This is a genomic window from Burkholderia cenocepacia (assembly GCF_014211915.1).
GTDB lineage: Bacteria > Pseudomonadota > Gammaproteobacteria > Burkholderiales > Burkholderiaceae > Burkholderia > Burkholderia orbicola.
On sequence record NZ_CP060039.1, the window covers coordinates 373307 to 390751 of the forward strand.

A 17445-nucleotide genomic window follows, 5' to 3' on the forward strand; every position below is an offset into this window, starting at 1 on the left:
ACAGAATCTAGAGCACGTCGAAATCGAGGTCAAGCCAAGATTTTCGTAGGACTAAAATCGGCGTGCCGCCTGCGGATTCCGGCACAACGCCGATTCGCCCCGCGACGCTGCGCGGTACAATGCGCCGGCCTCGCCGCCCCGGGCGGCCGCACGGCCCCTTTGCCCGCGCCCCGACTCGTTGCCACGAAAGAGATTCATGGATTCAGACCTCATGCGTATCGGCCAGCGCATTCGCCGCCTGCGCCGGGAAGCGAAGAAGACGCTGCTGGAAGTGGCGACCGAAGCGAACCTGTCGGTCGGGTTCCTGTCGCAGGTCGAGCGCCATCTGACGGGCATCTCGCTGTCGTCGCTCGTCAACGTCGCGAAGGCGCTGGGCGTGCCGCTCGGCACGCTGATCGAGCAGCCGCGCCAGGCGCAGCCCGATTCGCACGAGGGCAGCCGCAAGCCGTACGCGCTCGACGCCGCGTCGCAGTGGTACGAGCGGCTGTCCACCACGTTCGACGGCAGCCAGATCAACGCACTGAAGGTGCAGATGATGGAGGGCTACCGGTCGGAATGGGTCGCGCACGGCGGCGACGAATTCGTGTACGTGCTGGCGGGCCGCATCTGCTACACGGTCGGCAAGAAGAATTACCCGCTGACGCCCGGCGACTCGCTGCACTTCGACGCGCGCAAGCGGCATCGCGTGGCCAATGTCGGCGACGGGCCGGCCGAGCTGATCACCGTCAGCACGCTGCCGCTGTTCGACGACAGTGGTGCGGAATTCGTATCCGCAACGACGGAAATCAGGCAGTCGAAGCCCGGCGAGCCGCGCGTGAGCCGGCGCGCGCCGGCGTCCAAGCGGGATGACCGCGACGCCGCCGCGCCACGGCCGTCCAGGGCCGGCGCAGCCGAAAAGAAGGGGGCGGCGAAGCCGCGCGCCGCCGCCGGCAAACGCGCGGCGGCCGCGACTCCGGCGCGCAAGAAGAAATCGTGACGGCTGGCCGGCGCAGGCCGCGCCTGTTCCGCGCCTGCTACTTGCCTGCTACTTGCCTGCTACTTGCCTGCTACTTGCCGACTACTCGCCGATCGCGAGCGCCTGCGCGACGGCCTGAACCCGCGCGCGATGCACGGCTTCCTTGATCTTCTCCGTATCGTTGCCGATGCCGCGCGCGATCGCGCCGGCATCGACACTGCGCGCCGCCGCGAGCGCGACGCGCAGCCGCTCGGCCTGCGGATACGGCTGCGCATCGAGCCCGAGCCGGCCGCGCGCATCCGATTCGCAGGCCTGCAGCAACTCGGCGAAGCGCGCCGGCTTGCGCAGCGCGTCGCTGCGCTCGAAGAGCCGCACCAGCGCGGCCGCGCCCATCTCCATCACGCGATGCAGGTTGCCGTGCTCGCGCGCGACCACCAGCGCGAGGTCGCGGCATTCGTTCGGCACGCGCAGCCGCTCGCACAACGGTTTGAGCAGCTCGACGCTGCGGCTTTCGTGGCCGACGTGGCGCGGCAGCACGTCCGCGGGCGTCGTCCCCTTGCCGAGATCGTGCGTGAGCGCCGCGAAGCGCACCGCCAGCGAATAGCCCTGCTTCGCCGCGTAGTCGACGACCATCATCACGTGCACGCCGGTATCGACTTCCGGGTGGTAATCGGCGCGCTGCGGTACGCCCCACAGCGCGTCGACCTCGGGCAGGATGCGCGCGAGCGCGCCGCAGTCGCGCAGCACGGCGAACATCCGCGACGGCTTCGCTTCCATCAACCCGCGCGCGATTTCCTGCCATACGCGTTCGGGCACGAGCGCGTCGACCTCGCCCGCATCGACCATCCGTCGCATCAGCGCGAGCGTTTCGTCCGCCACCGTGAAATCCGCGAACCGCGCGGCAAAGCGCGCGGTGCGCAGGATTCGCACCGGGTCCTCGACGAATGCGTCGCTCACGTGCCGGAACACGCGCGCACGCAGGTCGGCCTGCCCGTCGAACGGATCGATCACCGGGCCGACCAGCGCGCCTTCCGGGCTCACCTCGCGCGCCATCGCGTTGATCGTCAGGTCGCGCCGCGCGAGATCCTCGTCGAGCGTCACGTCCGGCGCGTAGTGGAACTGGAAGCCGTGATAGCCGGCCGCCGTCTTGCGCTCGGTGCGCGCCAGCGCGTACTCCTCCTGCGTCTGCGGATGCAGGAACACCGGGAAATCCTTGCCGACCGGCCGGAAACCCTGCGCGGTCATCTGCTCGGGCGTCGCGCCGACCACCACGTAGTCGCGGTCCTGCACCGGCACGCCGAGCAATTCGTCGCGGATCGCGCCGCCTACTGCGTAGATGTTCATGGCTGCGGCTCGTATTCGGCGATCACGTTGGTTTCGCGGCGCGCGGCATCGATCCACTGCTGCACGGCCGGCAGCGCGGTCACGCGCGCGGCGTAGCCGGCCGCCTCCGGCGACAGCGCCGGCGCATACGTGTTGAAGCGCATCACGACCGGCGCATACATCGCATCGGCGATCCCGAATTCGCCGAACAGGAACGGCCCGCCCGATGCCTCGATGCATTCGCTCCACAGCGCGTCGATGCGCGCGACGTCGGCGAGCGCCTCGGGCGTCGCGCCGCGCCCCGGCATCGACGCGCGGATGCTCATGCCCATCTGCGTGCGCAGCGCCATGAAGCCCGAATGCATCTCGGCGGACACGCAGCGCGCATGCGCACGCGCGAGCGGGTCGGCCGGCCACATCGGGAATTGCGGATAGCGCTCGGCGAGCGTCTCGGCGATCGCGAGCGAATCCCAGATCGCCAAGCCGTGATCGTCGACGAGGCACGGCACCTTGCCGGTCGGCGAGTATTCGCGGATGCGCGCGGCCGTGTCGTCGCGGCGCAGCTCGACCACGATCTCGTCGAACGGGATGCCGAAATGCGCGAGCAGCAGCCACGGCCGCATCGACCACGACGAGTAGTTCTTGTCTCCAATGACGAGCTTCATGACGGGGTTCCGGAAAATGCGAAAAAGGAAAAGAAAGGCGCCGACCGGCGGCACCCCGCGGGTATTAGCGACGCGAGCGGAACCAGTCGAACCGCGAGCGCGTCGTCGCTTCGCCGAGATACGCGGGCGCAATGCTTTCGAGACTCGCGGGCGAGAGCCCGAGTTCCGGCGCGAGCGGCCCCGACAGCACGTTCGGCACCGACATCGTCGCGAGATTGTCACGCGTGAGCACCGGCTCGCCCGGCAGGCATTCGAACACGCTCGCCTGCAGCCGCGCAAGCGCGTCGGGCAGCCGCACGATGCGTGCCTGCCGGCCGACCAGCGTGCCGCAGTAGCGCACCAGTTGCTCGAGCGTGTAGACGGTCGGGCCGCCGAGCTCGTAGGTCTTGCCGTGCGCGCCCGCGAGATCGAGGGTGTTGACGAACGCGCGCACGACGTCGCCGACGAATACCGGCTGGAAGCGCGCGTCGGGCATCGCGAGCGGCAGCACGGGGACCGAGCGCTGCAGGTTCGCGAACGTATTGAGGAAGGCGTCGCCGGGGCCGAACACGACCGACGGCCGGAAGATCGTCAGCGCGAGCGAATCGGTGGCCGCGACCGCATGCAGCGCGGCTTCGCCGTCGCCCTTCGAGCGCTGGTACATGCTCGCGCCGTGCGAATCGGCGCCGAGCGCGCTCATGTGCAGCAGGCGCCGCACGCCGACCTCGCAGCAGGCGGTCGCCAGCGCGGCCGGCAGCGCGACGTGCGCGCGCTCGAAGCCCGGCCCGTACGGCGTGCCGCGGCCGCCGTGCAGCACGCCGACCAGGTTGATCGCCGCGTGCGCGCCGGCGACGAAGCGTGCGAGCGTGCGCGTATCGAGCGCGTCGAGTTCGACGATGTCGACCGGCAGCATCTGCAGGTGGCGCGCGTGGTCGCGCCGCCGCGTGCCGATCCGTACGTGCTTGCCGGCGTCGATCAGCGCATTGACGAGCCGGCTGCCGATGAAGCCGGTGCCGCCCAGCAGCGCGACGGTCTGGCGATCCATGATGTGGGCCTCAAAAGAACACTGCCGCGTCTCGCGCGGCAGTTCGTGTATCAGGGCGAGATCATGCCTAGACGTTTCTTCAACGACTGCGGTTTGCCCTCGAAGAGCGCCGCGTAGTAGACGGTGTTCGACAGCACGTTCTTCACGTAGTCGCGCGTCTCGTTGAACGGAATCGTCTCCGCGAAGATCGCGCCTTCGACCGGCTGCGTCAACACCTGGCGCCACTGGCGCGGCCGGCCCGGGCCCGCGTTGTAGCCGGCGGTGGCGAGCACCGGCGAGCTGTCGAAGTTGTTGTAGATGTCCGCCAGATACCAGGTGCCGAGCTGGATGTTGGTGTCGATGTCGTGCATCTGCGCCCGCGAGATCGTGCCCATGCCGAGCTTCTTCGCGACCATCTGGGCCGTCGCCGGCATCAGCTGCATCAGGCCGCCCGCGCCCACCGACGAACGCGCGCTGATGATGAAGCGCGATTCCTGGCGGATCAGCCCGTACGCCCACTCGACGTCGAGGCCCGTCGACTGCGCATAGCGCTCGACGGTCGTGCGGTACGGCGACGGATAGCGCAGCGTGAAGTCGTGCTCGGCCTTCGTGCGGTCGGCCGTGTTGACCGTGCGGTCGAGCAGCTCGACGCGCTTGCCGTATTCGGCGGCCGCGAGCAGCTGGCGATCGGTCATCCCGCGCAGCGGCCAGTTCCATTCGCGATTGCCTTCGAGGCGCAGGTTCAGCGCGTAGAAGCGCTGCGCGAGCGCGAAGCCCGGGATCTTGCCCATCGCGTCGATCTCGGCGTCGCTCACCTTCGTGCGCGGCGGGATCGTCGTGCGCTGGCCGAGCTCTTCGCCGGCCAACTGCCCGTAGAAGTTGAACTGGCCCGCGACCTGCTCGAATTCCTGGTTCGCCTGCAGCGTGTCGCCGCTCTGCTTGAGCGCGCGCGCATGCCAGTAGATCCACGCCGGGTCGTTGCGCAGCGACGGCGGCATCTGCTCGATCGACCAGCGCACCATCGGCCAGTTGCCGGCGAGCAGCGCGGCGCGCGTGCGCCATTCGTAGCCCGGGTTCGACAGCGGCGCGTTCGCCGATTTCGCGTACCAGACCGACGCCATCGGCGAGCGCTTGATCGCGCCCTGGTAGCCGATCGCGCCCCACGCGATCGCCTGTTCCTGCCTGGTCAGCGACGGCGCGACCGTCGTGAGCATCCCGGCGGCCGCGTCCGGATCGTTGCGCGCCATGCGGCCGAGCGCGATCAGCGCGAGCTGATGCGATGCGGCGTCAGCCCCGACGCCGCGTGCGAGGTACAGCGGCGGCGCGCTCGTCGCCTGGTCGAAGCCGACGGGGCGCGGGCCGAGCGCGTCGACGATCTTGCCGCCGAGCGTCGTGTAGTTCTGCTCGTACGCGAGGCGCGCCTGCTGCCACACGTCGTCGCTCGTGAACTGCTGGTTGACGGTGAGCGCGGTGATCAGGTCGACGCACGCATCGCCGTAGTTCTTCGGCTCGACGAGCAGCGCGCGCGCCGCATCGGCGACGTTCTCGTTGCGCGCCGCGCGCGATTCGAGCGCATAGCACTTGACCTGCGTGTCGTCGTCGAGCACGAAGCGCTTGTACTGGTCGTCGAAATTGCGCCAGTCGTGGCGCGCGCCGAGCACGAGCAGGTAGTCGTTGCGCAGGCGATCGGCGATCGCCTGGCCATCGTAGCGCTGCAGGAACGACTGCACGGGCGCGTCCGGCGCATCGACGCGCGCACGGCCCGTCGAATCGAACAGCTGCGGCTTGATCTGGAAATACTCGACGTAGGACGGCACCGGATAGTTCGGGATCATCGACGCGAGCTGCGCGGCCTTCGCGGCGTCGTTGCGGCGTGCGGCTTCGCGAAGCTGCACGAAGATCTGGTCATCCCCGGCGAGCGTGTCGTCGTTCGGTGCGGCACATGCGGCCGTGCCCGCGACGAGCGCGGCGGCGGAAAGCGCCAGCGCGACCGCGCGATATACTCGGAAAAGGCTGTTCGACATCGTTTTGAATGGAGCACGAAGTGAGCGAAAGCATAGCACGCAACCCTGTGCCGAACCCGAAGGTTGCGCTGCGCAAAACGCTGTCCGGCACCCGTCGCGACGCCGCGTCGCAACCTGCCGCGAACGCCGCGCTCGACGCGCGGCTGCGCATGCTGCTCGACCGTCTGGCGCCGCGCACGGTCGGGTTCTACTGGCCGCTGCCGGGCGAATTCGATGCGCGCGACGCGGTGCTCGCATGGTGCGCGGCGGGCACCGGCCGGTGCGCCGCGCTGCCGGTGATCGGCGAGCGTCACACGCCGCTCGCCTTCCACGCATGGGATCCGCACACGCCGATGCGCGAAGGTCATCACCGGATTCCCGAACCGGCGTCGGGAATCGTCGTCGTGCCCGATCTTTTGCTGATTCCCTGTGTAGGATTCGATGCGCAGCGCTACCGGCTCGGCTACGGCGGCGGCTACTACGACCGCACGCTCGCCGCCTGGCCGGGCGAAACGCTGCCCGTGACGGTCGGCATCGCGTACGAAGCATGCCGCGTCGATGCGCTGCCGGCCGAAGCGCACGATCTCGCGTTGCGCTGGATCGTCACCGACGCCGCGCTTTACCCGGCCGCCGAATGATGGCGCGTGGTGCCGCGAGCGTGTCGCGGCGACCGACCGTTTCCGCGATCGTTTACAGTGACGCCGCCGCCCGCGCGGCCGTGTCGTAGAGGCCCGATGCGTGGCGCAGCAACTGCGCCGCGTCGCCGATCTGCTCGTTGGTGAGGCCGCTGTCCTTCAGCGTCTCGATCAGGCAATGCTCGCGGACCTCGCGGTACTTCAGGCACAGGTCGCGTCCCGCGTCGGTCGCGAAGAAGAACACTTCCTTGCCGTTCTTCTCGCTCTTCACATAGCCGCGGGCGATCAGTTTTTTCAGCGCATAGGTCGCGACGTGCGTATCCTCGATATTGAGCACGAAGCAGATGTCGGCGAGTTTCTTCTTGCGTTCGCGATGGCTGACGTGATGCAGCAGCGAGACCTCGACCGCCGTCATGTCCTTCGCGCCCGCCGCCGACATGCAGCGCACCATCCAGCGGTTGAACGCGTTGCCGGCCATGATGAGCCCGTATTCGAGCTCCGACAGCTCCGCGCTCGAATCGGAAACGAGGTGTTCGGATGACACGATCTTGGTCGCAGGACGCTTCATGGAAAGGCGGCGCAAGCCGGATGACAGGATGTGCCCGAGTGTACGCCAGAAGCCCCGGCCTACGAGCTAGGCGAAAACGCTTATTGAGAAGTTGTCGATATTTTATTGACAATGTGCGCTAACATTGCCGTCCGAACCGTGCCAGTCCGATGACGCAACCCCGCATTTATCCGCTCGGCGATGCCGCCCTCGTCTGCGAGGTGCCGCCGCCCGCCACGCTCGATTGCCAGCGCCGCGTCTGGGCCGTGGCCGAGGCCGCGCGCGCATGGCCCGACGTGATCGACGTCGTCCCCGGCATGAACAACCTGACCATCGTGTTCGACGCGCTCGCCGCGACGGCCGACTCGCTCACGCCCGCGCTGCGCGACGCGTGGGAAACCGCCGACGTCGAGCACGCGGACGGCCGCGAGGTCGAGATCCCGGTCGAGTACGGCGGGGCCGCCGGGCCCGACCTGGCGGCCGTCGCCGCCCACACGGGGCTGTCGGCCGACGAGGTCGTCGCACGCCACGCGGCCGGCGCCTACGTCGTGTTCTTCGTCGGCTTCCAGCCGGGCTTCGCGTATCTGGGCGGCCTCGACGCCGCGCTGCACATGCCGCGCCGCGCGGCGCCGCGCCTCGAGGTGCCGGCCGGCTCGGTCGGCATCGGCGGCGCGCAGACGGGTATCTACCCGGCCACGTCGCCCGGCGGCTGGCAACTGATCGGCCGCACGTCGCAGGTGCTGTTCGACCCGGCGCGGCCGCAGCCGACGCTGCTGCTGCCCGGCGACCGCGTGCGCTTCACCATTGCGGGAGTCGACGCACGATGACCCAGAGCAACGCACCGGGCACCATCGAGGTCGTGCGGGCCGGCCCGCTGTCGACCGTGCAGGATCTCGGCCGCCGCGGCACGCGCCATCTCGGCGTCGCGCAGGGCGGCGCGCTCGACGGCCTCGCGCTCGAAGTCGGCAACCGGCTGGTCGGCAACCGCCCCGACGCGGCGGCCGTCGAAATCACGATCGGCCCCGCCACGTTCCGCTTCACGCGCGCCACGCGCATCGCGATCACCGGCACCGAGTTCGGCGCGACGCTCGACGGCAAGCCCGTGCATTCGTGGTGGAGCCTGCCGGTCGACGCCGGGCAGACGCTCGTGCTGCCGGCCGCGAAACGCGGCATGCGCGGCTACCTGTGCATCGCGGGCGGCATCGACGTGCTGCCGATGCTCGGCTCGCGCAGCACCGATCTCGCGTCGCGCTTCGGCGGCCTCGGCGGCCGCACGCTGCGCGACGGCGACCGGCTCCCGGTCGGCGTGCCGCCGGCCGGCGCGGGCTGCCTTTCGGCCGATGCGCCGGAATTCGGCGTGAAGGCGCCGGCGTGGTGCGCGTTCGTGCGCGTCGACGAGCCGCCGCGCCGTCACCGCCCCGTGCATGCGCCGTGGGCGATGCCCGTGCGCGTGCTGCCGGGCCCCGATTACGCGTCGTTCGCGGCCGATTCGCAGCAGGCGTTCTGGGATGAGGAATGGCTCGTCACCGCGAACAGCAACCGGATGGGCTATCGGCTCGCCGGCGCCGAGCTCGTGCGCGAGCGGCCGGTCGAACTGCTGTCGCACGCGGTGCTGCCCGGCACGATCCAGGTGCCGCCGAACGGCCAGCCGATCGTGCTGATGCACGACGCGCAGACCACCGGCGGCTACCCGAAGATCGGCACGGTGATCCGCGCCGACCTGTGGAAGCTCGCGCAGGCGCGGCTCAACCTGCCGATCCGCTTCGTGCGCACGACACTCGACGCCGCGCGCGCCGCCCTCGTCGCGGAACGGGCGTACCTGCGGCAGATCGACGTCGCGATCGAGATGCGCGAGGAAGCGCGCCGCCGCGCCCAATCGCGCGCTGCGTGACAATGGCGGAAAGCGGTAGCGAAGGACGCGCCACGCAACCAGTGGACGAGGAACATATGGAAATCGATCTGAATGCCGATCTCGGCGAAGGATGCGGATCGGACGAGGCGCTGCTCGACCTCGTCACGTCGGCGAACATCGCATGCGGATGGCATGCAGGCGGCGCGAATGCGATGCGCGACTGCGTGCGCTGGGCCGTGCAGAAAGGCGTGTCGATCGGCGCGCATCCGAGCTTCCACGATCCGGAGAATTTCGGCCGCAAGGAAATGCAGCTGCCGGCCGGCGACATCTATGCGGGCGTGCTGTACCAGCTCGGCGCGCTGTCGGCGATCGCGCAGGCCGAAGGCGGCCGCATCGCGCACGTGAAACCGCACGGCGCGCTGTACAACCAGGCCGCGCGCGACCCGCTGATCGCCGACGCGGTGGTGTCCGCGATCCACGATTTCGATCCGTCGCTCGCGGTGTTCGGGCTCGCGAACAGCGTGTTCATCGCGGCCGCGCGGCAGGCGGGGCTCGCGGCGGTGGAGGAAGTGTTCGCCGATCGCGGCTACCGCGCGGACGGCTCGCTGGTGCCGCGCAGCCTGCCCGGCGCGTTGATCGACGATGAAGATGCGGTGCTCGCGCGCACGCTCGACATGGTGCGCAACCGGCAGGTGCGCGCGCTGAGCGGCGAATGGGTGCCGCTCAATGCGCAGACCGTCTGCCTGCATGGCGACGGGCCGCATGCGCTGGCGTTCGCGAAGCGAATCCGCGCGGCGCTCGAGGCCGCCGGCGTCGACGTCGTGGCGCCCGGCGCGCTGCAGGCCGACGAAGGCGCGTAACGCAGCATTCGGCGCAGGGCCCGCGCGCCGCACGTTTTCGTCGCACCAAAGAAAAAAGCGCCCTCGTGGCGCTTTTCCGTTGGTGCAATCGGTGCGGCTTCGCCGTCTGTCGATTCACCCCCGAAACCGTCTTTCGACGGTGACCGGAAAAATATTCCGGATTAAAAAACGTCCGCCGCCGCCCGATCACTGCCTTCCCCGGTCAGACGACGGAACGTCGCTTATGTGCAAGTCGGCCCGCATGCATGTGTTGTTCGACGATGATTGGCCCCGCCGTGCATGCAGACTCTCCGCGGCCGGCACGTGCTTCACGTGCCGGCGACGCTCACCCCGCGCTTTATTTCTGCTACCCCGTAGAACTTATCTATTCTTTTCATTTTTTCAACTTGTGGGGTGAAGAATAGATATTGGCCGAACGGGATGTCAATCGTTTTAAACGCTATTTTCCGACGATTCAAGGGTTTTCCTTATCGAGCGGCACTACCGCGCAGGCACGTCGCACGGTACGCGCGACGTCGATCAAACAGGGGGACGATCAGTGCGGGCAGCCGGTCGCGATCAGTTCGCGTCGACCCGGTATCCTTGCTGGCGCAACAATTCGAGCACGCCGCGCGGGCCACCCAGATGCAGCGCGCCGATCGCGACGAACAGCGGCCGGTTCGGCGCGGCGATTGCAGTCATCCGTGCAACGAAGCGCCGGTTGCGCTCGTACACGATCTTGTTGTCGAGCGACGCCGACAACGCCTTCGAACGGGCGAGCCGTTCGCTCTTCGCGACGGCCCACGCCGAGATCGCATCGGCGTCGCCAATTCGCCACAGCCGGTGCAGCGCCTTGATGTCGTCGGCGTTCTGCGCGGGCGTCTGCACCATGTCCTGCGCGAGCATCTCGCGCTGCTCGGCCAGCGTCAGCCCGGTGAACGCGCGCATCTGTTCGGCGAGCGTCTCGAGTCCGATCACGCGGCCGCCCTTCTTCTTCAGGAACACGTTCTGCAGTTGCGCCTCGGTGCCGTATTCGGTCTGCAGGCCCGCGGACAGCGAATCGTAGGTCTCGACGACGAGCGCCGCGAGCCACGGCCGCATCTTGCGGATCTCGGCGAGCGCGGCCGGGTTGCCGCGCAGGCGCGCCGCGAGCCGCTGCCACAGCGGCTCGGGCAGCAGGCGCTGCAGGCACGGGTAGCGGCACACGCCGTACTTCGACACATCGTCCTGCGATTCGAGCAGATCATCGGGCGACAGCTCGAGCGCGAGCGTCGGCGACGCGGCGAGCGCCGCGAGGATGCGCGGCCGGAACGGCTGCGCGCTCGGGTAATCGGACGGGTCGCCCGTGTGCAGCGTGCCGAGCACGTAGAGCGTGACCTTGCCCTTGGTCGCGACGTAGAACGGCATGCGCGCCGGCTGCACGCGCACGGTGCCGCGCGACACGGTGCCGTCGGACACGGCCGGCGTATGGAAGCCCGGCAGGCTCATGCCGGGCGGCGGAACCTGCGACGGACGAATCGGCGAAGTCGCCGGCGCACGCCCCTCGGCGCGCACCGGCTCAACGGGGACCACGACGCTGGCCGCCGCGCACGCGCCGGCCAGCGCCGCGCCCGTGACGGTACGCACGCTCCAGCGCCGCGCGTAGCGGTACGCGCGCATCACGCGCGCGCCGCCTGCCCCCGCACGGCGCACGCCGGACACGCGCGCCGCCAACGCTTCAGGCATTCTCCTCCCCGACCTCCTCGGCGCGATGGCAGGCTACGCGCCGGCCGTCCACTTCGCGCAATTGCGGCTCCTCGACGCGGCACCGCTCGACCGCGTACGGGCAGCGCTGGTGGAACGCGCAGCCCGACGGCGGATTGAGCGGCGACGGCAGTTCGCCCTGCAACTTGATCTGCACGCGGCGATCTTCCTCGAAGATCGCCGGCGTCGCCGACATCAGCGCCCGCGTGTACGGATGGCGCGGCCGTGCGTAAATCGTCGCCTTGTCGCCGAGCTCGGCGACGCTGCCGAAGTACATCACCATCACGTCGTCGGCAACGTGTTCGACCACCGACAGGTTGTGCGAGATGAACACGTAGCTCGTCTTGAACTGCTCCTGCAGATCCATGAACAGGTTCAGGATCTGCGCCTGGATCGACACGTCGAGCGCGGACACCGGCTCGTCCGCGACGACGATGCGCGGATCGAGAATCATCGCGCGCGCGATCGCGACCCGCTGGCGCTGGCCGCCCGAGAACATGTGCGGATAGCGCTTCGCGTGCTCGGGGCGCAGGCCGACCGTGCGCATGATCTGCGCGATGCGCGCGGCGCGCTCGGCGGCCGTCAGGTTCGCGTTGATTTCGAGCGGCTCGGAAAGCGTCTGCTCGACGGTCTTGCGCGGGTTGAGCGATGCGAACGGATTCTGGAACACCATCTGCACGCGGCGGCGCAGGTCGGCGACCGTGTCGCGGCTCGCGCCGGCCACGTTCTTGCCGTCGATCGTCAGGCTGCCCGCGGTGGGCGTCTCGATCATCGTGAGCTGGCGCGCGAGCGTCGATTTCCCGCAGCCCGACTCGCCGACGACGGCGAGCGTCTTGCCGCGCTTCAGCGAGAACGACACGCCGTTCAGCGCCTTCACCGTGCCCTGCCCGAACATCCCGCGCTTCACCGAATAGTGCTTCGCGAGGCCGTCGGCCACCAGTACCGCTTCCTCGTCGTGCGAAGCGCGAGGCGTTTCATTGACTGCATTCATCGTGCGCCTCCCGTCAGGTCGAGGTTGGAAACATTGAGCGGCTTGATGCAGCGCGCGCGCATCGCATCGTTGGCCGGCACCAACGTGTCGAGCGCCGGCCGCGCCTTGCGGCAATCGTCGACGACGTACTTGCAGCGCGGCGCGAACAGGCACCCGGACGGGCGATCATCGCGGCCCGGCACCATGCCCGGCAATGCGGCAAGGCGACGCGCCCCCTGATTGTGCTCGGGAATCGCCGCGAGCAGCGCTTCGGTGTACGGATGATGCGGCGCGCGGAAGATGTCGGGCACGCGGTTGGTCTCGATGATCTCGCCCGCGTACATCACCGCGACGCGATGCGCGACCTCCGACACCACGGCCAGATCGTGCGAGATCAGCACGAGCGCCATCCCGCGCTCCTTCTGCAGCTTCACGAGCAGATCCATGATCTGCGCCTGGATCGTCACGTCGAGCGCGGTGGTCGGCTCGTCGGCGATCAGCAGCTTCGGGTTGCACGCGACGGCCATCGCGATCATCACGCGCTGGTTCATCCCGCCCGACATCTGGTGCGGGAACGACGCGATGCGGTTCTTCGCATCGGGGATGCCGACCTGGTCGAGCAGTTCGAGCGCGCGCCGGTGCAGCGCGTCGCCGCGCAGGCCTTCGTGCAGCTTCAGCACTTCCTTGATCTGGTAGCCGACCGTGTAGCTCGGGTTCAGGCTCGTCAGCGCGTCCTGGAACACCATCGCGATGTCCTTGCCGACGATCTTGCGGCGCGCCTTCGGCGACGCCTTCAAGAGATCCACGCCGTTGAACGTGACTTCATCGGCCGTCACCTTGCCGGGCGCGTCGATCAGGCCCATCAGCGCCATCATCGTCACGCTCTTGCCCGAGCCCGATTCGCCGACGACGCCCACCACCTCGCCCGGCGCGACCGACAGGTTGATCCGGTCGACCGCGGGCAGGCCGTTGAAGTTCACCGCGAGATTGCGGATGGTCAGTAGGTTCTGGGTCATGGTCATGCCATCCGTTTCAGCTTGGGATCCAGCGCGTCACGCAGCCCGTCGCCGAGCAGGTTGATCGCGAGCACCGAAATCAGGATCGACAGGCCGGGCATCGTCACGATCCACCACGCGTTGTCGATGTAGTCGCGTGCGGAAGCGAGCATCGCGCCCCACTCGGCGGTCGGCGGTTGCACGCCGAGGCCGAGGAAGCCGAGCGCGGCCGCGTCCAGGATCGCCGACGAGAAGCCGAGCGTCGCCTGCACGATCAGCGGCGCCGTGCAGTTCGGCAGCACCTGCGAGAACATCAGGCGCAGCGTGCCGGCGCCGGCCACGCGCGACGCGGTCACGTATTCCTTCTGCAGCTCGCCGAGCGCCGACGCACGCGTGAGGCGCACGTAGGCCGGCAGCGCGACGATCGCGATCGCGAACATCGTGTTGGTGAGGCCCGGGCCGATGATCGCGACGACCGCGACCGCGAGCAGCAGCGACGGCAGCGCGAGCAGCACGTCCATGATGCGCATCACCGGCGTGTCCGCCCACTTCTGGAAGAACGCGGCGACCAGCCCGAGCACGATGCCGGGGATCAGCGCGAGCACGACCGACACGAAGCCGATCCAGAACGACATCCGCGCGCCGAACATCAGCCGCGAAAGGATGTCGCGGCCCGCTTCGTCGGTGCCGAGGATGAATTGCCAGTTGCCGCCGGCGAGCCACGCGGGCGGAATCTTCACGTAGTCGCGGTATTGCTCGACCGGGCTGTGCGGCGCGATCAGCGGCGCGAGCAACGCGACTGCGATCAGCACGATCACGACGATGCCCGCGCCGACGGCGCCGCGGTTGCGCGAGAAGTTGGCCCAGAACTCGCGCAGCGCGAGCGCACGGCCGCCGGCCGGCGCGGATTCGGTCGGCAGGGTATTTTGCAGATTGCTCATGGGATTACCTCGTGTGGCGGATGCGCGGATTCAGCACGCCGTACAGCAGGTCGACGACCAGGTTCACGACGATCACGAGCGTCGCGATCAGCAGGATGCCGCCCTGGACGACCGGATAGTCGCGGCGGCCGATCGCATCGATCAGCCACTTGCCGACGCCGGGCCACGAAAAGAGCGTCTCGGTCAGCACCGCGCCAGCAAGCAGCGTGCCGATCTGCAGGCCGATCACCGTGACGACCGGGATCAGCGCATTGCGCAGCGCATGCACGACGACCACGCGCACGGGCGACAGCCCTTTCGCGCGGGCGGTGCGGATGTAGTCCTCGCGCAGCACTTCGAGCATCGACGAGCGCGTCATCCGTGCGATCACCGCGAGCGGGATCGTGCCGAGCACGATCGCGGGCAGAATCAGGTGGCTCACCGCCGACTTGAACGAACCTTCGTCCGGCGCGAGCAGCGCGTCGATCAGCATGAAGCCGGTCGGGTGCGGGAAATCGTATTCGACCGCGATGCGCCCCGACACGGGCGTCCAGCCGAGGGTCGACGAAAACACCATGATGAGGATCAGCCCCCACCAGAAGATCGGCATCGAGTAGCCGGTGAGCGCGGTGCCCATCACGCCGTGGTCGATGACCGAGCCGCGCCGCAGCGCGGCGATCACCCCGGCCGGCAGGCCGACCGCGAGCGCGAACACGAGCGCGCACAGCGACAGTTCGACGGTCGCCGGGAAGCGCGCGAAGAATTCGCCCGCGACGCTCGTGTTGGTGATGATCGACATGCCGAGGTCGCCATGCAGCGCCCGGCCGATGTAGTGCAGATACTGCAGCGGCAGCGGCTCGTCGAGCCCGAGGCGTTTCATCGCCTCCGCGTGCATCGCGGGATCGACGCCGCGCTCGCCCATCATCACTTCGATGGGGTCGCCCGGTATCAGGTGAATCAGCGCAAACGCCAGGATGGTGATGCCGATGAAAGTCGGGATCACCATCCCCACGCGGCGCAACACGAATCTGAGCATGATGCGTCTCGTATTTTCTTGTGGGAAATGTGCGACCGGCGACGAGGGGCTTTTGACCCCTCGTCGCCGGATGATTTCAAGCCGGTTTTCTCAATGACGACAGCTTACGCCAGCCGGGTTACTTCACGCTGACACCGTCGAAACGCGCATAGCCGAGCGGCTCGATACGCATGTCGACCACGTTCTTGCGCACCGGCTGGTAGACCGTCGAGTTCGCGATCGGCGAGAACGGCAGCTGTTGCGCGAAGATCTGCTGCGCCTGCGTGTAGAGCTTCGTGCGTGCGTCCTGGCCCGTCGTCGTGCGGCCCTTCTGCACCAGCTCGTCGAACGGCTTGTAGCACCAGTGCGAGAAGTTGTTGCCCTTGATCGCCTCGCAGCCGAGCAGCGTGCCGAGCCAGTTGTCCGGATCGCCGTTGTCGCCCGTCCAGCCGATCAGCATCGTGTCCTGCTCGCCCGAGTGCGCGCGCTTGATGTACTCACCCCACTCGTACGTGACGATCTTCGCCTTCACGCCGATCTTCGCCCAGTCGGCCTGGATCATCTCGGCCATCAGGCGGGCGTTCGGGTTGTACGCGCGCTGCACCGGCATCGCCCACAGCGTGATCTCGAACCCGTTCGGGAAGCCGGCCTTCGCGAGCAGCGCCTTCGCCTTCGCGGTGTCGTAGGCCGCCATCTTCAGGTTCTTGTCGTACGACCATTGGGTCGGCGGCATCGGTGCGGTCGCGGCCTGGCCGGCGCCCTGGTAGACCGACTCGAGAATCGCCTTCTTGTTGATCGCCATGTCGAGCGCCTGACGCACTTCAAGCTTGTCGACCGGCTTGTGCTCGACGTTGTACGCGAGGTAGCCGAGGTTGAAGCCGGCCTGCGACGGCATGTCGACGTTCGAATCGGCCTTCAGCGTCGCGATGTCGGCCGGACGCGGATAGCTCATCACCTGGCATTCGTTGCGCTTGATCTTCTGCACGCGCACGCCCGGGTCCGGCGTGATCGAGAAGATCAGCTTCGACAGCTTCACCGCACCCTTCTTCCAGTAATCAGGATTGCCATCGAAGCGGATCGTCGCGTCCTTCGTGTAGCTGCGGAAGATGAACGGGCCCGTGCCGACCGGCTTCTGGTTGATGTCGGCGGCCTTGCCGGCCTTCATCAGCTGGTCGCCGTATTCGGCCGACAGGATCGACGCGAATTCCATCGCCATGTTCTGGATGAACGGCGCGTTCGGCTCGGCCAGCGTGAACTTCACGGTGTACGGATCGACCTTCTCGATCTTCGTGATCAGCTTGTCGAGGCCCATGTCGGTGAAGTACGGGAACGACACCGGGTACGCCTTGCGGAACGCATTGTTCGGGTCGAGCATGCGCTCGAACGAGAACACGACGTCGTCCGCGTTGAATTCACGCGTCGGCTTGAAGAAGTCGGTCGTGTGGAACTTCACGCCGTGGCGCAGGTGGAACGTGTACACCTTGCCGTCGGACGACACGTCCCACTTCTCGGCGAGGCCGGGCTCGACCTTCGTGCCGCCGCGCTCGAATTCGACGAGGCGGTTGTAGACGGTGAACGTGGCGGCGGTGAAATCGACGCCGGTCGTAAATTGCGCGGAATCGAAACCCGCCGGGCTGCCTTCTGAGCAGTAGACGAGCGTTTTGTTCGGGATCTGTGCGAATGCAGAGCCCGCGACGCCGAGCGATGCCGCTGCCACGCCTGCCATGGCGGTAACACGCAGGGTGTGCAACAGACGGTTGTATTCCATGTTTCCTCCAGGTCTCCAGATCGGAACCGGCCCCGCCAGGGTCCGGCGTACGCGGATATTACTTGAGCTAGCGATCCTGCAACAAGCTGGAGAAAAAACTCTTCTATATGCCCGCCGGGTTTTTGCCGATTTTTAGTGGGGGTAAAAAATGCAACGACGCGCGCGAGCGACCATTCCGTTCATTTTGCGGCATGTTTCGTTCGACGACTAAA

At 67.9% G+C, this 17445-nt stretch carries 16 protein-coding genes; 5 read left to right on the forward strand and 11 right to left on the reverse strand.

Annotated elements, in window-relative coordinates; genetic code table 11:
- The first annotated feature begins 196 nt into the window (after positions 1 to 196).
- Positions 197 to 976 (forward strand): helix-turn-helix domain-containing protein, encoded by a 780-nt coding sequence (locus tag SY91_RS01740; RefSeq protein ID WP_043887605.1) that lies wholly within the window; start codon positions 197 to 199, stop codon positions 974 to 976.
- An 81-nt stretch (positions 977 to 1057) separates the two neighbouring features.
- Here the strand turns inward: SY91_RS01740 and SY91_RS01745 are convergent, their stop codons facing one another.
- From SY91_RS01745 to SY91_RS01760, 4 genes are all read right to left on the reverse strand, one after another.
- The gene (locus SY91_RS01745; protein ID WP_023476347.1) at positions 1058 to 2299 is read right to left on the reverse strand and encodes a multifunctional CCA addition/repair protein; all 1242 of its coding nucleotides are present in this window, start codon (positions 2297 to 2299) and stop codon (positions 1058 to 1060) included.
- The gene (locus tag SY91_RS01750) at positions 2296 to 2943 is read right to left on the reverse strand and encodes a glutathione S-transferase family protein (RefSeq protein WP_043887606.1); all 648 of its coding nucleotides are present in this window, start codon (positions 2941 to 2943) and stop codon (positions 2296 to 2298) included. The genes SY91_RS01745 and SY91_RS01750 overlap by 4 nt, the downstream gene beginning before the upstream one ends.
- 64 nt (positions 2944 to 3007) lie before the next feature.
- On the reverse strand, positions 3008 to 3967 hold the full coding sequence (locus tag SY91_RS01755; protein WP_043887607.1) for a complex I NDUFA9 subunit family protein: 960 nt from the start codon (positions 3965 to 3967) through the stop codon (positions 3008 to 3010).
- Between the two features lie 50 nt (positions 3968 to 4017).
- Entirely contained in the window at positions 4018 to 5970 is a 1953-nt protein-coding gene (locus tag SY91_RS01760; protein WP_023476348.1) for a lytic transglycosylase domain-containing protein, read from the reverse strand.
- An 8-nt stretch (positions 5971 to 5978) separates the two neighbouring features.
- Here SY91_RS01760 and SY91_RS01765 point away from each other — a divergent pair, with 8 nt between their 5' ends.
- Complete coding sequence (locus SY91_RS01765) at positions 5979 to 6587, forward strand: 5-formyltetrahydrofolate cyclo-ligase (protein ID WP_043887608.1); 609 nt, start codon at positions 5979 to 5981, stop codon at positions 6585 to 6587.
- Positions 6588 to 6639: 52 nt separating this feature from the next.
- Here the strand turns inward: SY91_RS01765 and SY91_RS01770 are convergent, their stop codons facing one another.
- Positions 6640 to 7152: a winged helix DNA-binding protein gene (locus SY91_RS01770; protein ID WP_006483173.1), complete on the reverse strand. Its 513-nt coding sequence runs from the start codon at positions 7150 to 7152 to the stop codon at positions 6640 to 6642.
- Positions 7153 to 7301: 149 nt separating this feature from the next.
- On the opposite strand from SY91_RS01770, the gene pxpB reads away from it, so the two are divergent.
- Genes pxpB through pxpA form a run of 3 tightly spaced genes read left to right on the forward strand, consistent with a single transcriptional unit; the run spans position 7302 to position 9843 of the window.
- Complete coding sequence (gene pxpB, locus SY91_RS01775; protein WP_006477548.1) at positions 7302 to 7958, forward strand: 5-oxoprolinase subunit PxpB; 657 nt, start codon at positions 7302 to 7304, stop codon at positions 7956 to 7958.
- Positions 7955 to 9022 carry a biotin-dependent carboxyltransferase family protein gene (locus tag SY91_RS01780; protein ID WP_011546428.1) on the forward strand — a complete coding sequence of 356 codons (1068 nt, stop codon included), beginning with the start codon at positions 7955 to 7957 and terminating at the stop codon, positions 9020 to 9022. The genes pxpB and SY91_RS01780 overlap by 4 nt, the downstream gene beginning before the upstream one ends.
- 56 nt (positions 9023 to 9078) lie before the next feature.
- Positions 9079 to 9843 carry a 5-oxoprolinase subunit PxpA gene (pxpA, locus tag SY91_RS01785; RefSeq protein WP_006483671.1) on the forward strand — a complete coding sequence of 255 codons (765 nt, stop codon included), beginning with the start codon at positions 9079 to 9081 and terminating at the stop codon, positions 9841 to 9843.
- A 558-nt stretch (positions 9844 to 10401) separates the two neighbouring features.
- Here pxpA and SY91_RS01790 read toward each other — a convergent pair.
- The 6 genes from SY91_RS01790 to SY91_RS01815 form a co-directional block, all read right to left on the reverse strand.
- Positions 10402 to 11547: a TraB/GumN family protein gene (locus SY91_RS01790; protein WP_006477545.1), complete on the reverse strand. Its 1146-nt coding sequence runs from the start codon at positions 11545 to 11547 to the stop codon at positions 10402 to 10404.
- Positions 11540 to 12556: a peptide ABC transporter ATP-binding protein gene (locus SY91_RS01795; RefSeq protein ID WP_006477544.1), complete on the reverse strand. Its 1017-nt coding sequence runs from the start codon at positions 12554 to 12556 to the stop codon at positions 11540 to 11542. The genes SY91_RS01790 and SY91_RS01795 overlap by 8 nt, the downstream gene beginning before the upstream one ends.
- A complete protein-coding gene (locus SY91_RS01800; protein WP_023476351.1) occupies positions 12553 to 13551 on the reverse strand; it encodes an ABC transporter ATP-binding protein in 999 nt (332 codons plus the stop codon). The genes SY91_RS01795 and SY91_RS01800 overlap by 4 nt, the downstream gene beginning before the upstream one ends.
- Positions 13552 to 13553: 2 nt before the next feature.
- Positions 13554 to 14471 carry an ABC transporter permease subunit gene (locus SY91_RS01805; RefSeq protein WP_006489141.1) on the reverse strand — a complete coding sequence of 306 codons (918 nt, stop codon included), beginning with the start codon at positions 14469 to 14471 and terminating at the stop codon, positions 13554 to 13556.
- A gap of 4 nt (positions 14472 to 14475) precedes the next feature.
- A complete protein-coding gene (locus tag SY91_RS01810) occupies positions 14476 to 15486 on the reverse strand; it encodes an ABC transporter permease subunit (protein WP_011546430.1) in 1011 nt (336 codons plus the stop codon).
- A 118-nt stretch (positions 15487 to 15604) separates the two neighbouring features.
- Positions 15605 to 17233, reverse strand: coding sequence for an ABC transporter substrate-binding protein (locus tag SY91_RS01815; protein WP_006477540.1), 1629 nt, complete (start codon positions 17231 to 17233; stop codon positions 15605 to 15607).
- Between the last annotated feature and the right edge of the window lie 212 nt (positions 17234 to 17445).

Excerpts from the sequence above, each read along its gene's own strand:
- pxpA (WP_006483671.1), top strand. The coding sequence starts at position 9,079 with ATGGAAATCGATCTGAATGCCGATCTCGGCGAAGGATGCGGATCGGAC.
- SY91_RS01810 (WP_011546430.1), bottom strand. The coding sequence starts at position 15,486 with ATGCTCAGATTCGTGTTGCGCCGCGTGGGGATGGTGATCCCGACTTTC.
- SY91_RS01780 (WP_011546428.1), top strand. The coding sequence starts at position 7,955 with ATGACCCAGAGCAACGCACCGGGCACCATCGAGGTCGTGCGGGCCGGC.
- SY91_RS01770 (WP_006483173.1), bottom strand. The coding sequence starts at position 7,152 with ATGAAGCGTCCTGCGACCAAGATCGTGTCATCCGAACACCTCGTTTCC.
- SY91_RS01745 (WP_023476347.1), bottom strand. The coding sequence starts at position 2,299 with ATGAACATCTACGCAGTAGGCGGCGCGATCCGCGACGAATTGCTCGGC.
- SY91_RS01815 (WP_006477540.1), bottom strand. The coding sequence starts at position 17,233 with ATGGAATACAACCGTCTGTTGCACACCCTGCGTGTTACCGCCATGGCA.
- SY91_RS01805 (WP_006489141.1), bottom strand. The coding sequence starts at position 14,471 with ATGAGCAATCTGCAAAATACCCTGCCGACCGAATCCGCGCCGGCCGGC.
- SY91_RS01800 (WP_023476351.1), bottom strand. The coding sequence starts at position 13,551 with ATGACCCAGAACCTACTGACCATCCGCAATCTCGCGGTGAACTTCAAC.
- SY91_RS01750 (WP_043887606.1), bottom strand. The coding sequence starts at position 2,943 with ATGAAGCTCGTCATTGGAGACAAGAACTACTCGTCGTGGTCGATGCGG.
- SY91_RS01740 (WP_043887605.1), top strand. The coding sequence starts at position 197 with ATGGATTCAGACCTCATGCGTATCGGCCAGCGCATTCGCCGCCTGCGC.
- SY91_RS01795 (WP_006477544.1), bottom strand. The coding sequence starts at position 12,556 with ATGAATGCAGTCAATGAAACGCCTCGCGCTTCGCACGACGAGGAAGCG.
- SY91_RS01755 (WP_043887607.1), bottom strand. The coding sequence starts at position 3,967 with ATGGATCGCCAGACCGTCGCGCTGCTGGGCGGCACCGGCTTCATCGGC.
- pxpB (WP_006477548.1), top strand. The coding sequence starts at position 7,302 with ATGACGCAACCCCGCATTTATCCGCTCGGCGATGCCGCCCTCGTCTGC.
- SY91_RS01790 (WP_006477545.1), bottom strand. The coding sequence starts at position 11,547 with ATGCCTGAAGCGTTGGCGGCGCGCGTGTCCGGCGTGCGCCGTGCGGGG.
- SY91_RS01765 (WP_043887608.1), top strand. The coding sequence starts at position 5,979 with ATGGAGCACGAAGTGAGCGAAAGCATAGCACGCAACCCTGTGCCGAAC.
- SY91_RS01760 (WP_023476348.1), bottom strand. The coding sequence starts at position 5,970 with ATGTCGAACAGCCTTTTCCGAGTATATCGCGCGGTCGCGCTGGCGCTT.